General features: G+C 57.0%; 13 protein-coding genes. 1 reads left to right on the plus strand and 12 read right to left on the minus strand.

What is annotated here, in order from left to right; genetic code table 11:
• Positions 1 to 32: 32 nt before the first annotated feature.
• The 10 genes from AC522E_RS13425 to AC522E_RS13470 form a co-directional block, all read right to left on the minus strand.
• On the minus strand, positions 33 to 1,574 hold the full coding sequence (locus AC522E_RS13425; protein WP_500746762.1) for a hypothetical protein: 1,542 nt from the start codon (positions 1,572 to 1,574) through the stop codon (positions 33 to 35).
• Positions 1,575 to 1,641: 67 nt separating this feature from the next.
• Positions 1,642 to 3,180: an ABC transporter ATP-binding protein gene (locus AC522E_RS13430; protein ID WP_500746763.1), complete on the minus strand. Its 1,539-nt coding sequence runs from the start codon at positions 3,178 to 3,180 to the stop codon at positions 1,642 to 1,644.
• Positions 3,181 to 3,191: 11 nt separating this feature from the next.
• Positions 3,192 to 4,004 (minus strand): ABC transporter permease, encoded by an 813-nt coding sequence (locus AC522E_RS13435; RefSeq protein ID WP_500746764.1) that lies wholly within the window; start codon positions 4,002 to 4,004, stop codon positions 3,192 to 3,194.
• 22 nt (positions 4,005 to 4,026) lie between these two features.
• Positions 4,027 to 5,100, minus strand: coding sequence for an NAD-dependent epimerase/dehydratase family protein (locus AC522E_RS13440; protein ID WP_500746765.1), 1,074 nt, complete (start codon positions 5,098 to 5,100; stop codon positions 4,027 to 4,029).
• Positions 5,101 to 5,119: 19 nt separating this feature from the next.
• On the minus strand, positions 5,120 to 6,061 hold the full coding sequence (locus tag AC522E_RS13445) for an NAD-dependent epimerase/dehydratase family protein (RefSeq protein ID WP_500746766.1): 942 nt from the start codon (positions 6,059 to 6,061) through the stop codon (positions 5,120 to 5,122).
• Positions 6,062 to 6,070: 9 nt separating this feature from the next.
• On the minus strand, positions 6,071 to 7,018 hold the full coding sequence (locus tag AC522E_RS13450) for an NAD-dependent epimerase/dehydratase family protein (RefSeq protein WP_500746767.1): 948 nt from the start codon (positions 7,016 to 7,018) through the stop codon (positions 6,071 to 6,073).
• 15 nt (positions 7,019 to 7,033) lie between these two features.
• Positions 7,034 to 8,971 carry an asparagine synthase (glutamine-hydrolyzing) gene (asnB, locus tag AC522E_RS13455; RefSeq protein WP_500746768.1) on the minus strand — a complete coding sequence of 646 codons (1,938 nt, stop codon included), beginning with the start codon at positions 8,969 to 8,971 and terminating at the stop codon, positions 7,034 to 7,036.
• 100 nt (positions 8,972 to 9,071) lie between these two features.
• Entirely contained in the window at positions 9,072 to 10,973 is a 1,902-nt protein-coding gene (gene asnB / locus AC522E_RS13460; RefSeq protein WP_500746769.1) for an asparagine synthase (glutamine-hydrolyzing), read from the minus strand.
• A gap of 3 nt (positions 10,974 to 10,976) precedes the next feature.
• Complete coding sequence (locus AC522E_RS13465) at positions 10,977 to 12,293, minus strand: glycosyltransferase (RefSeq protein WP_500746770.1); 1,317 nt, start codon at positions 12,291 to 12,293, stop codon at positions 10,977 to 10,979.
• Between the two features lie 17 nt (positions 12,294 to 12,310).
• Positions 12,311 to 12,541, minus strand: a complete 231-nt coding sequence (locus AC522E_RS13470; protein WP_500746771.1) for a hypothetical protein — start codon at positions 12,539 to 12,541, stop codon at positions 12,311 to 12,313.
• Positions 12,542 to 12,713: 172 nt separating this feature from the next.
• Between AC522E_RS13470 and AC522E_RS13475 the strand changes: the two genes are divergently transcribed.
• Positions 12,714 to 12,908, plus strand: a complete 195-nt coding sequence (locus tag AC522E_RS13475; RefSeq protein WP_500746772.1) for a con-10 family general stress protein — start codon at positions 12,714 to 12,716, stop codon at positions 12,906 to 12,908.
• 160 nt (positions 12,909 to 13,068) lie between these two features.
• Here the strand turns inward: AC522E_RS13475 and AC522E_RS13480 are convergent, their stop codons facing one another.
• Both AC522E_RS13480 and AC522E_RS13485 read right to left on the minus strand, forming a co-directional pair.
• On the minus strand, positions 13,069 to 13,617 hold the full coding sequence (locus AC522E_RS13480) for a hypothetical protein (RefSeq protein ID WP_500746773.1): 549 nt from the start codon (positions 13,615 to 13,617) through the stop codon (positions 13,069 to 13,071).
• Positions 13,618 to 13,644: 27 nt separating this feature from the next.
• Positions 13,645 to 13,881: a hypothetical protein gene (locus tag AC522E_RS13485; RefSeq protein ID WP_500746774.1), complete on the minus strand. Its 237-nt coding sequence runs from the start codon at positions 13,879 to 13,881 to the stop codon at positions 13,645 to 13,647.
• Positions 13,882 to 14,020 lie beyond the last annotated feature (139 nt).

Consider the following 14,020-nt stretch of genomic DNA (forward strand, 5'->3'; position numbering starts at 1 on the left):
GCGGCGGTGTCCTGTTCTTCGGCGAAGACAAGCTAGGCCGTTCCGGTGATCCGCTTCAGCAGCAGACCTTTTGCAAGGCGAAACAGACGAGCGAGCAACGCTCGCGGGCGCGTATAAAGCGCCTCATATTCCGCAGAAAGCACGGAATACTTCTGCTCGAGCATCTGGTAGGCCTGCCTCAAGCTCTCGCCCTCGCGGATGATTGAATCGGCTTGCGACGACAAGGTCTGGTAACGAGTGCTCGCCTCATCGAAAGCCTTGTACAGCCGCTGCCAACGGTCATCGATCACATAAGTCAGCTCGGAAAAGCGGGCAATCGAGATCGGACCTCCCGTGACGGCCCCCAGCTGTTCGGCCATGCCCGCAAGGGCGCGATGCTTGTCCCTGAGCCTTGCGGCGAGCTGACGCTCCATGAGCAGTTCGCGATCGACGTCGGGGTCCCTCTGAATCAACGGCTTGCCCTGAGCGATGCGCAAGCGGTTGATGACTTCATCCACCCTATCGGCCATGTGCCGATAATGGAGGTCCTTGCTCGTCGTCACCAGGTCGTAGCATCGGTCGGCGATGCGTTGCGCCTCCGCGATATCGCGCATGCGCTCCATGACCTCGTCCAGATTCGAGAAGTCTGCCTCGATCGGGATGTAGTGCTTATCGGCCTCCATGGGACCATACTCGCCGCGTACGAGCACTTGGCAAGTGCGGGTCAGTCCCGCCTCCATGACCCGCGGCGAGATCGCAGCCATCCAGTGGAGGGCGGCGCCATCCGGCACGCAGGCACAGTAGACCTCGTCGAAATCGGCCTGGGGGTGGTCCGCAATGTACCGGTCGATCCGCTGACCGATCTCGCCGACCGGGTCCAGTACGCTGGACCCGCTCGGGCTTCCGAGCACGAATTTCGACGAACCGAGAAACTCGAGCCATCGATCGCCGAAGATCGTTTTCACCGGGTCGGTTGAGATGTCGATCTTGAAGCCGGCCTCCAGGAGCCTAGGGGCGAAGTCCTCGGCCACCGCGGACTTGAGGCGGCCGAGACGGCCGAACTTGGCGGGTAGCAAACGCGCCCGATAAACGACATCCATGCTGCGCTGCGCAAGCGGGGTATTGAATCTCTCGCTCTGCCGAATGTCCGCATCATCGACAAAACCCGTCTGAAAGGGCTCGATCAGGGCCTTGGCGGCCATCTTGGGAAAGAGAACGTCCCCATGCGAGGCGAGCGGTGTGAAGACGGCATCCACGTTCCAGTCGGAGAGCCACTCATCGAGCACCTGATGATGATCGTAGTCATCTTGCGGAAACGCCAGCTTGGGCGCTGGGGAAGCAGCCACCCAGCTGTATTTCTCGATAAAATCCTTGAACGTGATATGGGACCGCGTCCACCGCCAGCACAGGAAGGAAACATCCAGGAAGATCGCGTCGTATTCCCCGTTGACGATGTCGTCACTCAAAGGATCGCCGACACCATGCAGCGTCACTTCGGCATCGGGACGATACTTTGGATAGAAGAGTGTCTGGTTGGCCAGCGCGCGTCGCAGGATCGCCGGGCTCGGTAGATCATGAAGGATCAGCACTCGCATCGAGCACTCCGCGTTGGCATACGTTGCCCGGCATTAAAACGATATGCTGTTTCTTTTCAACCTGTATTTAAGGCGTTCCCGTCTGAACTTCCGCGTCCATGGCTTCGATTCCCTTCTGCGCCTGTACCCGCCATGTGCACGGATGATGGAAGATCGCCTGTTCAGACCGGATCGTGTCGACCACGCGGAATCGGAAGCTGAGGCTGAGATTGTCGTACCGCGTGCTGAATTGGAGTCGATCGAGGTCATGATCGTCGAAAATTCCCACGGTCACGATGTACTCGCCGTTGCTTAACTGCAGCCGATCGAGAATGAGATCGACATCGTATCGCACTGGGTCATCTCCCACCTCGATCACGTGAACCGGGCTATGAAAGCGGCAGACGGTGCGAAGATCTTGCGTGTAGATCATCACGGAGTAACGACACCGATAGTGGCCCGCTTCGGCGCAGTTGACCTGCAACTGCAGGGTCATGGTGTCGCCGGTGATCAGCTGCGAAGTGGGTCCGAACTGGCTCGATAGGCTGACCTGCCCAACTTTCGGCCCGGGCGCGCCCGGCCAACGGGACACGCCGCCCTCCGATACGAATTCAGGCGCTTCCTCCTCTCCCAGAAGAGCCAGCCGTTCCGGCGTCTCCTCCTCGCGCTGCTTGGGCGAAGGGCCAGTTGATGGAGAGGCATCCGGCTTGTTCCCCGGTATTGTTTCCGTCGCCTCCGCCCTGTTGGTGAGCACCCTGCTGATGATTTGGCTGCGCAGCCACTCATTGTTCTCCGCTAGGACGCTCCCGGACGCCCGTGTCAGGCGGGTATCGTCAAGTTCACGGATGAACTCGTCGTAAAGCTTGACGACCTCGAGGGTCTTCCCCTGGCTGACAACGCGCCCCTGCTCCAACCAGACGGCGGTTTCGCAGAACTGCATCAGTTGCGCGGTCGAATGCGACACGAGGATCAGTGTGCAACCCGACCCGGTGAGCTTCTTCATCCGCTCCGCCGACTTGATGCCGAAATAGGTGTCGCCTGCGCCGAGAACCTCGTCGATGATGAGGATGTCCGGCTTCACGGCCGTAGCACACGCAAAGTAGAGCCGCGATTTCATGCCGAGCGAATAGGTCTTCAGCGGCTGGCCGAGGAAGGGGCCGAGCTCGCAGAAGTCGATTACGTCTTCGACCGCAGCCTCGAAGTCCTCCCGCGGAAGACCATTGAAGGAGAGAGAGGACCGGATATTCTCCAGCCCGGAGAACTCCGGATGGAATCCGGCACCGATCTCGATGAGGGCAATCACCTTGCCATTGACGCTCAAATGACCGGAGGTGGGGAGGAAATTCCCGGTCAGCAGCTTCAGAAGCGTCGTCTTCCCGGCGCCGTTGCGACCCATGAGACCGAGGCGCGCGCCTTTCGGGACCACCAGATCGACGTCGGCAAGCGCATGGAACTCCTTGGGTTGGGCCGACTTCGGCACAGCCCAGCGCATCCCCATGGCATCCAAGAACTGGTGCACGGGCTTATCGTAAAGCCGATATACTTTCGTCAGCGCGCTCGCCTCAATTGCGTTCTCGGGAAGAGAAATCCCAATATCGGCCTTGCTGTAACTATCGCTGATATTCATGACATACTCACTTATGTCGCATAGTCACTCAAGATGTTCTTGACGCGCACCATGAACAGGTGCCCGAGACAGAAACAGCCCAGGCAGGCAACCGCCATGATTATGAGCGAGCTTGCCTTCGGGACCTGCGAAAAGACGAGGGCGCTCTGGACGGGCGCCATGAAATAAGCGAGCGGATTAAAGTAGATCACGGCCTTGAGCAAGTCCGGGACGTCCTTGATGAAAAAAGCGATCGGGCTGACGATCAGCAGGACCATGTTCACGAATTTCAGGATTTCCGGAATGTCTCTCATGATCAACGAGAACGCCGCTAGCAGCATTCCGATGCCCAACAGAAAAAAGACCATCATGATCAGAACGAAAGGTACGATGAAGATAGCAGGACTGGCCTGACCGATGGCGACCGACAGGACGATCGCAATGATCATGCTTACGAATCCCGGAACCTGACTGGCGGCGATCGAACGGACAACGATCAGCTCGGCCGGAAAGACCGAATTTGAAATGAGCGCCTTGTTCTGCAGTAGAGACGTCGCACCTGAAGACAATCCCTCCGCAAACATCTGCAAGGTGAAAACACCGCAAAATATATAGAGAATATACTGCCGGAGGCTAATGCCGTCGAAATTCAACTTGTAGATGTAAATATAAACCAGCGCATAGAGGCCAAGAAAGATCAGCGGATTAATGAAAAACCACGCCCGGCCCAATACAGAACCGGCATATTTCTGCCGGATATCCGTCGCGACCGTATTGAGCAGCAGATACCTGTTTGAGAATATACTCCTGAAAGGATCCAATACCTGATGCGATAAATTGTACATGGTCTATCCTTTGAACGCCCAATCAGCGCGCGGTCGATTCATATCGACGCAGCTCGGGCAAGAAATGAACGTGCTGCATCATGCAGCGCAGGATGTACGGCCGAAACTCGCGCACCCATTCCACCGTGCGGCGCAGCCCCTCAAGATGGGGCACCTGTGCCTCGAAGCCGAGCTTTTCCCGTGCCTTTGACGGATCTCCGAAGCGTTGGCCGGAACGATCCCAATCGCGGGCCGGCGTCATTGCGATCGCTGTATCATTGGCGCTCAACTGGTTGACGCGTTCTGCCAGCTCGAGGATCGTCGTCTCGACGCCTGAGCCGAGATTGTAGATCTCGCCCGCTTCGCCCCGCAGGCCGCACGCCATCAATCCGCGTGCCATGTCTTCCACGAAGATGAAGTCTCGGCTCGCGATGCCGCCATTTTCCACCGGCAGCGCCTCCCCGTGGAGGGCCTTCCAAACGAAGGTCGGCGTCACGTTCCGCCATACCGTGGCGGGCGTTCCGCGCCAGCGCCCCGCACCCAGGATTTCGCCCGGTCCGTAGACGTTCTGGAAACGAGCTTTCACGAACGGCATGCCATGGCGCATGAAGTAGTAGTTGCCATACATCTCGCCCACGAGTTTCGAGATCGAGTACGGGCTGTCATGAAACAGGGAGACAGGCGCATCTTCCTTTGTAGCCTGAGCTCCGTCGAACGTCTTCGCCGCGACGGCACAGCCCGCCGCCGCGTAGACGACCTTCTTCAGTGATTTGACGTCCTTAAGACGCTCGAAAAGCTTGAGGCTCGTGATGTTGTTGTTCTCATGGTCCGCAAGCGGATCATGAATCGATGACTGGTTTCCGTGATAGCATGCGAGATGGTACGCGTAGTCGAGGTCGTCATCGAGATCGCGCAGAATGCGATCATTCGTGATCGGACCTGAAACGAGTTTAACCACCGGATGCTGGGGGACGTTCACCGGATCTGCAGACAGAAAATTGTCGACGATCGTCAGCTTCCGCGGTTCCTGCTTTAGAATGAGGCGGACAAGGTTTGACCCAACGAAACCTGCCCCACCCACGACCAGGACGTTCTTGCCTTCAAAGCTCTCGGTCATCTTCTAGTTCCGTACAATGTCAGCGCCCCGGGGCAGGCGCCTTCAGATGGCTGTAGATGGCGGTAACGCCATGACGATCATACCAGTCCAGCATTCTTCGAATGGTATGTTCGAATGTGTACTGCGGTTTCCATTTGAAGGAGCGAATGGTCTCGGATGGATCCAAGACAACTGCGGGCACATCGTCGTCTCCCGGCTCGACTTCCGGAACGGGCTCGGAAAGGGTGATGCCGAGGTGATCGACGACGATATCGAAGATCTCCTTGATCGTGTGCCCGGATCCCGTCGAGACGTTGTAGATGCCGGTCGGAGCGCCATCCTCCATCACCAGGTCCATAATCGAGAAGAAATCGTCCATATCGATGAAATCGCGGACGGTTCGTGAGCAGAAGCATGCCTTACCTGCCTTCAAACGCGTGTAGAACGTCGGAATAGGCCCGATCGCGAGACGCGGGCCTGTGACGTTGGCAAGGCGCAGGGACACATAGGGTAGGCCCGAAATGGCGAGGTAATTTTCGCCAGCCTGCTTGGAGATCCCGTAGCTTGTAAATGGCCGTGCTGGAGCGGACACCGGAATCGGCACAGTGTCGGGCCGGCCGTATCCGAGCGCGGTGTGATAGTTGACGAAGCGCTTTACTCCGGCCTTGCGAGCGGCCTCAGCAATGTGAATCGTTCCCTCAACATTCGTTCGCGCGTCCTCGATCCAGTTATCGGGATCCTTGTAGGCCGCCGCCGAGTGGATGACGTGGGTAGGCGCAAAATCAGCAAAGACCCTGTCGACCAGGGCACGGTCGTAGACCGAGCCTTCGACGATCGTCATCTGTGGGTGCGTCTCGGGCAAGGAGCCGCGCTGTCCCGTCGCGAAATTATCGAGGATGCAGGCCGCATGGCCTGCCTCCAGATATCGCTCGGTCAGGTTCGAGCCGAGACAGCCGGCGCCCCCGGTGATCAGGATTCGCATGCTCACATCTCAGCTCCGGATCTCGGCACGTGCTTCCTTGAGATGAGTATAACCGCCCACGACCCCCTCATTCTTCCACCGCTCCACGGAGAGACGCGCAATCTCATCAAGCGGCGTGAATTCAACGGCGCCGAAATCCGCAAAGGTTCTGGACGGATCAAGGAGAATGGAGGGAGCATCATCCGGACCAAGCGGCTTCACTTCCGGCTCCGGATAATCGTTGAGCTTCATCGCTTTGACGACAGAGTCGTAGAGCTCCTTAATCGCGACGTCCTTGCCGGACGAGAAGTGATAGGTGCCGTGACCTTTGCCCTGTGCAGCCTGCACGACCACCTTTGCCAAGTCGCCCGCATAGCAGAAGTCACGCCGGGCCGGCGTGATGAAGCACTTCTGGCCTTTGGATAGGCGTCCATAGAAAATCGGAAGCGGGCCGGACACGTTCCTAGGGCCGATGACGTTGGCGAGACGGAATGTCACCCAGTCGACGCCAGAGAACTGGACGTAGTGCTCGCCGGCCGTCTTCGAGATGGCATAGCTCGAATTTACCGGATTAATCGGGTGATCGAGGCCGATCGGCTGCTGGATCGGCTTCGTGCCGTAGCACAGCGCCGTCTGGAAGTAGATGAGTCGGTCGACCTTATGAACCTTGCATGCCTTCGCGATATTGGCGGTTCCCACGGCATTCACGAGAGCATCGGTCTCCCAATCCTCTGGATCCTTGTAGGAGGCAGCCGTATGGACGACGACTTGCGGCTTGAATTCGCTGAAGAGGCGGTCGACCAGTGAACCATTAACGATCGAATCTTCGACCAGCGTCAGGTGCGGATGTGCGGAGAGGTTGTCACGTCGGCCTGTCGCGAAGTTGTCGATAGCGAGAACTTCATCGCCGCGAGCAAGGAGCATGTCCACGACAGTCGAGCCAACTTGGCCGGAACCTCCAGTTACAAAAACCTTCATTTCGTGCCCCTGAAATTAGAGTACCGCAACCAACTGCGGAGAAGTTTCGTTGACCAAGCGCTTATACTCGGCGGCACGATCATGGAAGATCTGATGCCACAATTCGAGACTGAGAAGTCCCCAGGTTTTCCGCGAGAAACGCTCGCCCTTATCGAAATTGCCGAGGATCGCATCCGTGTTGAAGTATGGTCGGGAGCGACTCTTCTGCGTTTCAAAGATATCCTGCACGAAATCGTGCAATTGCCCCGAGAACCACTCCTTGAGGGGAACCGGAAAGCCCATCTTGTCCCGACGCTGAAGCAACTCCGGGGGCAGATCTGCATCAAACACTGTTTTGAGAAAATGCTTCATTTGGCCGCCCTTGAACTTCACATCAGCAGGAACCGTGGCGGCAAACTCGACAATTGAATGATCCAGGAGGGGGACGCGGGACTCCAGTCCATGCGCCATAGACATCCGGTCCTCGACCTGCAACAGGGCCGGCAACAAGCACTTGAAGTCAAAATGGGTCATGGAATCGAAGTATGCCTCTTTGCGGACATTCCGTTCCGAATTGAAGATCGTTTGAAAGTTCGCGAATACCTCATCCTTGTTAATGAGGTTCCAATCCACCTCAGCTTCCATATCAGTGGATCGATCGATGAGGCGGAAATACCTTTCGTCGAGTGGGCCAAAAAGCCCCTTCGAGAAAAACTGCCGGATGAGGGGCTTGTACTCCTGCAAAGACGTCAGATGAGGAATGATCGACTCGGGAGTTACGACGAAGTTCCCGTTCCTATGAGTGCCGTCGATCGCAGAATTGATAGCCTGCTCGAAGTAAGCGATGAGATATCGGGCATATCCGCCGAAGATCTCGTCACCGCCCTGCCCGCCCAGCACAACTTTCACATGTTCAGCGGCAAGCTTCGATACCATATATTGCGGAAACGAGCCTGGACCCGCAACTGGATGATCCAGGTGATAGATTACTTTCTCTATGGAACTACGGAAATCCTCTGGAGTAATGGTTACCTGTTGCAGGTCGATGGCGGCTCGGCCCGCCGCAATCTCCGCATAAGGACTTTCGTCGTATCCAGGAAATTCTGTAAATTTTCCGTGAAATCCAACTTTTCCGAAAGATCTCTCCCGCGAGGCGAGAGCAGCGATCAGACTGGAGTCAATACCTCCGGACATATAGGCCCCAACCGGAACATCAGAGCGAAGGTGGACAGCGATGGAATCATGTAGAATTTCTTGCATTCGGCTTGCGAACCACCGAGGCGTGTGATCGAAATCTATATCATAATGCACATCCCAATAACGCCGAACGCGAATACCTCCTCTTTCCACAACAATAGCGTGACCGGGGAGCAAAGCATGGACATGCTTGAACAGAGTCTTATCGCCAATAGTGTATTGGAATGTAATATATTCTCCTAGTGCATCAGGATCGGTCTCGATATCGGGCAATATTGGAAGCAGAGCCTTAATCTCTGATGCAAAATAGAAAACATCGTCTACGACAGCATAGTAGAATGGCTTAATACCAAAGCGGTCTCGTGCCGCGAATAGCCGATCTCCATCCCACAGGGCAAAGGAAAACATCCCCCGGAGGTGATCGAGACAGTCAAATCCCCAACGGTCGTAGGCCGCAAGGATGGTCTCCGAATCTGATTTCGACTGGAAGCGCCAATTCGCCTGCAGTTCGTCGGCCAGTTCAAGGTAATTGTAGATCTCTCCATTGAAGGTCAGCATCGAACCGTTCTGCCCTCTCATGGGCTGATGCCCAGAGGTTGAAAGGTCGATAATCGAGAGGCGGCGATGCGCAAGACCACAGACATCACCAGGGGCTTGCCAATAGCCTTGGCCGTCGGGACCACGGTGTGCGATAAGCTTTCCCATCACGCCCAGGACCGATGACAAGTTCCGAATAGGCGAGCGGTCTAATGAGACAGCCCCTGCAATTCCACACACTGTACGTGGCCCCGTTTAAGCGTTTCTCGACAAACGCATCGATGTTTCTCGCTGCGGCGCACCTTTATCAGGTCGTGCGGTAAAGCGCCAACAATGTTCGCTACAAGGTAACAGAGAACCTTTCTCCCCATAAGCCTAGATTGACGATCCGCCAAAGGGTGAAATCAACGTTGCGGCGCCCGTCCAACATGTCCGCGACAAGGGCGCGGGTACCCTTGGGGTCCAAAAGATCCGGGTAGCGTCTAAGGGTTGATTCGACCCCTTCCTCAATCAGCCCTCTGAGGGGGCCCCGAAACCATTTTTCCTCCGGGGTTTGAAAGCCAAGCTTGTCACGGCGTTCCCTGACGCTTTCCGGCAACACATTTCGCATGGCACGGCGAAGGACGCGCTTCGTATCTGCGCGGACAATCTTATGGGAGTTGCCCAGAGCGAGATTGAACTCCACCAAGCGATGGTCAAGGAACGGTACTCGTGCCTCAATGGAATGCGCCATCGAGTTGCGATCCTCCCAGTGCAGAAGCATCTGGAGATTAGAGGCGAAGGTGAGCACCACACAAAGAGACGCGATATCGGTCACAGGTGGAAGACCGTTGACGCGAGCCGCAGTTTCAAGGGCAGATGGCTGCGATTTCAGAGGGCGAAGAGCCTCGGAGCCCATCCAGTCGTGATTTACCAGTACTTGGCGCTGCCGAAGCAGGAAGCCTCGCACCTGCGGTGGTAGAACCGGTCCGATAAAGCGCTTGAACTGCTCGAAAAACGAGACGCCATGGATCCTGTCCCGCTCAACCATTGTGCGGAGTAGCGTAACATAGTCGCGGCGTCGAATCAGGTCGGACATATAGTAGACGTAGGACGAGTGGTAGCCCGCCAGTTGCTCGTCGGCACCCTGGCCGTCGAGCATGACCTTGATGCCGGCCCTTTTTGCTTCTTCGAAGACGCACCACTGGGCAAAGATCGAAGTGGAGCCGAATGGCTCGTCCTGATGCCACGTGATGTCGCTCGCACGTTGAAACACGTCCTCGGCGCGCGGGAAGATATAATGGGGATTTGCGCCGGTCTTGCTGACAACCGCCTCCATGAAAGGCTTTTCATCGACGCTCTTCTCTGCGTAGCATGCAGAGACGGTATTGACCCGGGCCCCCTTTCCCTCCTCTGTCAGCATTTCCGACATCAGTCCAACGATAGAAGAGGAGTCGAGGCCACCTGACAGACAGGAGCCGACCGGAACATCCGAGCGTAGATGCATCCTCACAGAGTCACGCAAGAGCTCCTCAAAGCGATCCGCCGCCTCGGCTTCCGAGATATCCAAAGTCGAATGCGCGGGAATTCGGTACCAGCGACGAGGGGCACATTGCCCAGTCCACGGCCGTGATGCCTCTATGGTTACGCAGCATCCGGCCTGAAGCTGCACAACGCCGTCGAACATCGTCTCAGGCGTATGATTGCTGATGCCGGATGCGAGAAAATCCCTGATCCGTGCCAGGTTCATACGGCTTTCGAGGCCAGGCAATCCCAGAAGCTGCTTTATCTCGGATGCGAACGCGACTCCCTTGTCATTGGCGGCAATGTACAGCGGTTTGATCCCAAACCGGTCACGGGCCGCAAAAAGGCGTTTCTCGCGTTCATCCCAAATCAGGAATGCAAACATTCCCAGGAACCGATCGAGACAGGATTCGCCCCATTCCCGATAGGCAGTGAGCAGAACCTCACTGTCGCTGTTGGACTTGAAGACATATCCTTTGGCGCGCAGCTCGTCTCGCAGTTCTATGTAATTGTATATCTCTCCATTGAATACGAGATTGTATCTGCCGGTATCATCCGTCATCGGCTGAAGTCCGGCGTCGCTGACGTCGATGATGGCGAGCCGACGGTGGCCCAGTGCAATCGGTCCGGCAGGGGATTCAAACTCCTCCCACCCTGCTCCATCCGGCCCGCGGTGAGCAATGAGGTCAATGCGCATTCGCTCAGGGTGAAAGCCGACCGATCCGAATAATCCGCACATTCTTTAAGACCTTCTCCTGGCATCAAGAAGCTGAGAACAAAGAAAAACGAGCTTCTCGCTTTCTTTTTGCCAGTTTAGACGCCGAGCTGCCGCCAATGATTGACGCTTATAATTGTCTATCGATGTCCGATCGAGAGAATTGATAGCCGAGCCAATGGCCGATGGCTCCATTCCCTTGAAAAGAAGCCCAAGGTTATGCTCCTTAACCAGTCGAGACATTTCCGGGAGATCGGAAACGCACAAGGCCAAGCCTGCCATTGTGTACTCGAAGAACTTATTCGGCAGAGCGAAGCGGTTGTGCCGGGAGTGATCCGGGAGGGCAAACAACCCGATGTCGTGCTCATTGGCCCTCAGTACCAAGTCTACCATCGGGACGGGCGGAGTGAGCTCCACCCGATCCTGAACATTGGCACGAGCGATGAGCTCTCCGAGTTTCGTGCGGTAACTCTCCTCTGCGGGACCGCGGATGGTGAGGCAGAACTCTTCCCGCCACAGGGGGACGCTAAGGATCGATTCCTCAAGACCGCGACCTGGAGCGACGATCCCGTGATAAAGAACTCTGATGCGCTCTCCTGTGGGGCGGAAAGGCATCTCCTGGAAGACGGGAGTATTGCGGATGACCTGCGGTCGATCCTTCAAACCGTAGAGCTCCTGGAGCCTGTCCGCGATGCCGTCAGAGACGCAGGTGACCAGGGCAGCGTCCCTTAGCCCCTGTCGCTCCACCGCCATTGTGACCGGGCGATGAAGAATCTGCCAGCGCAGACGTTGTGCGTACTCGTCGGCCGCGAGTTCATGGGTATCATAAACAAGGATGCCGCCCTGCTCACGGACCAACCGACGGGCGATCGGAAGAGCAGTCCAGTCGTTGGCGAGCCATATCGATGGCCTATGCCTTGTGCCAAGGTCATAGAAGCTCGAAGAATCCCGACGGTGTTTCCAAAAATGCCGTTCAGCGTATTTCGGCCAAACCCGTGGGAGTTGCGTGCCCATCAAATACTCGGCCTGCTTGAACCGTCGCATTCCTTGGCGGAAACCCCAGGATAAGAGCCGATGACCGGCAGCTGTCTGAGGCTCCGATTCTGACGGAAGGGGTTTCACGATGCCCGAATCTGCGCTGGCGAATACCGGCCAGGCCGGGGCTGAGGATCGGGCGTCAGCCAGCCCGATTCCTATGGTATCCCAGCCTGCACTCGAAAAGGCATCGCCTTGGCGCCTGACGCGGGGGTCATCGGCAATCGCAGAAAAAGCAATAATTCCTATAGAACGATCAAACGGATCTCGATTGCCCGCCGACGCCGATGATGGAACGTAATCAGTCATAGGATACGACAGTAAACTCAGCGCAATGACAATCCATTTAAGCGAGCGGCAGGCAATAAGAGATTGGCACCAACCTGTCCAGAGTCGTTCGCCTCACCCGGCGGCCGCAGACTTCGGTCAAATCCGAGGTTCGGCACCAGAAAGTCTGTCGCTTTTAGGCGAGAAAGCGCCATCTCGCAGTCCACATTGGCTAAATTCCCTGTGTCGGCGCTCTCATGAAGCAGCACGAACGAGGCGAATTTATTCACTTTTCGCTTCACCAAGAAAATATTGCTGTCGAGGCCAAGCTCACGAAAGCAAGAACGGCGTGTCTATGCTGCTGAAGCGGTCGAAATAAGCTTAGAAACTGTTAAGACCAACCGGAACCATCCCATAGGCCCGTGGTTTTCAAGGCAGAGTTAACCGCTTAGGAGGCTTGTGATGGCGACAGGAAGTTCGACTTCGAAGCGTGGCTTCGCGTCGATGGATGGCGACCGGCAGCGGGAGATTGCGAGCAAGGGCGGGAAGAGCGTCCCGGCCGAAAAGCGCTCGTTTTCCCAGGACCGCGAATTGGCTTCGGAGGCAGGCCGGAAAGGCGGCCAGGCATCCGGAAGCAACCGCTCCACCCAGGAATAGCAGAAATTGTTTCACACACCTAAAGGGGCCCTTCAACGGCCCCTTTATTCTTGCGCTCGACTATTCTTGTGCTCGACCGGCGGATCGACTGTTTTCACCGCGAGGATTGCCCCGCTCTCCGCCTCGGGCCCGCAAACCCCTCGTCCTCTGTGAAAAATCCCTAGCTCTGAAACCTGAACCCCGACGGATCGCCTAGAGGATTGACGAGCCGGTCGAAAAACTGGCCGTCGCCGACGATAGCTCGAAACTCCGCGGCACTCGGCCGCTCAAGCGTCAGATGGCCCAGGTCAATCTGACGCAGGACGTCCCTGGCAAGCGACAGGATGAAGTCGAAGGACAGGATTCTCAGGGCGGCGGCAGCCTCGAAGGCCAGCTCCGAATCAGGATCATGAGATGCTGCGATCAGGGTCAGGATACAGTACTCGTCCAGACTGCCCTGCCGCGATTTCAGGGGCCGGTGCAACAACGGCTCCGTGCGCTGGCGACCCAAGGCGAAGGCCAGGAGCATGGCGTCGGACACGATGGCCCTTGCCGCGTCATGGGCGACGAACTGGGCAAGATCATGCTCCGGCTGGTCAAGGACATGGACATCATACCCAGCCGAGAGAACCTCGAGCGACCGAAACGCGTCGATAAGCGGGACGACGGCCGGGCGCAACAAAACGACGACAGCCCCGTCCGCCGCCTTCTGGCTTTCGATATCGATCATGGAACCTACGCTGCGGGAGGCGGGAGATTAGAGGTGGCGCCCGGCCTCTCCGGCCATACTCGACCGGGACAGGGGAACGAGAAGATGCCGCCGGAGCATCAGAGGACACATCACGCCGTCCTGCTGGCGCACCGCGACGATACCGCTGAGCATCGAGGCAACGAGAGGCTTGTCGCGATAAGGCGCACTGGACGCCAGCCGGCAGAATTCGTCCGGAACCATTTCCTGGGCGAGAACCGCGTCGAGTTCGTTGGAAGCCGTCATGGATTTCCTCCGCATCCATGGGGCAAACGTGCCGGCCTCTGCCCAGTTCCTGCTGCGGCAATGCGTCCCTTTCGGCGTCTTTGCGAAATTTTCGGAATTATCCCGGAACCGTCGCCGATCGAACGCGTTCTCAGCTCAA

It is taken from the genome of Microvirga sp. BF8 (genome assembly GCF_059888585.1).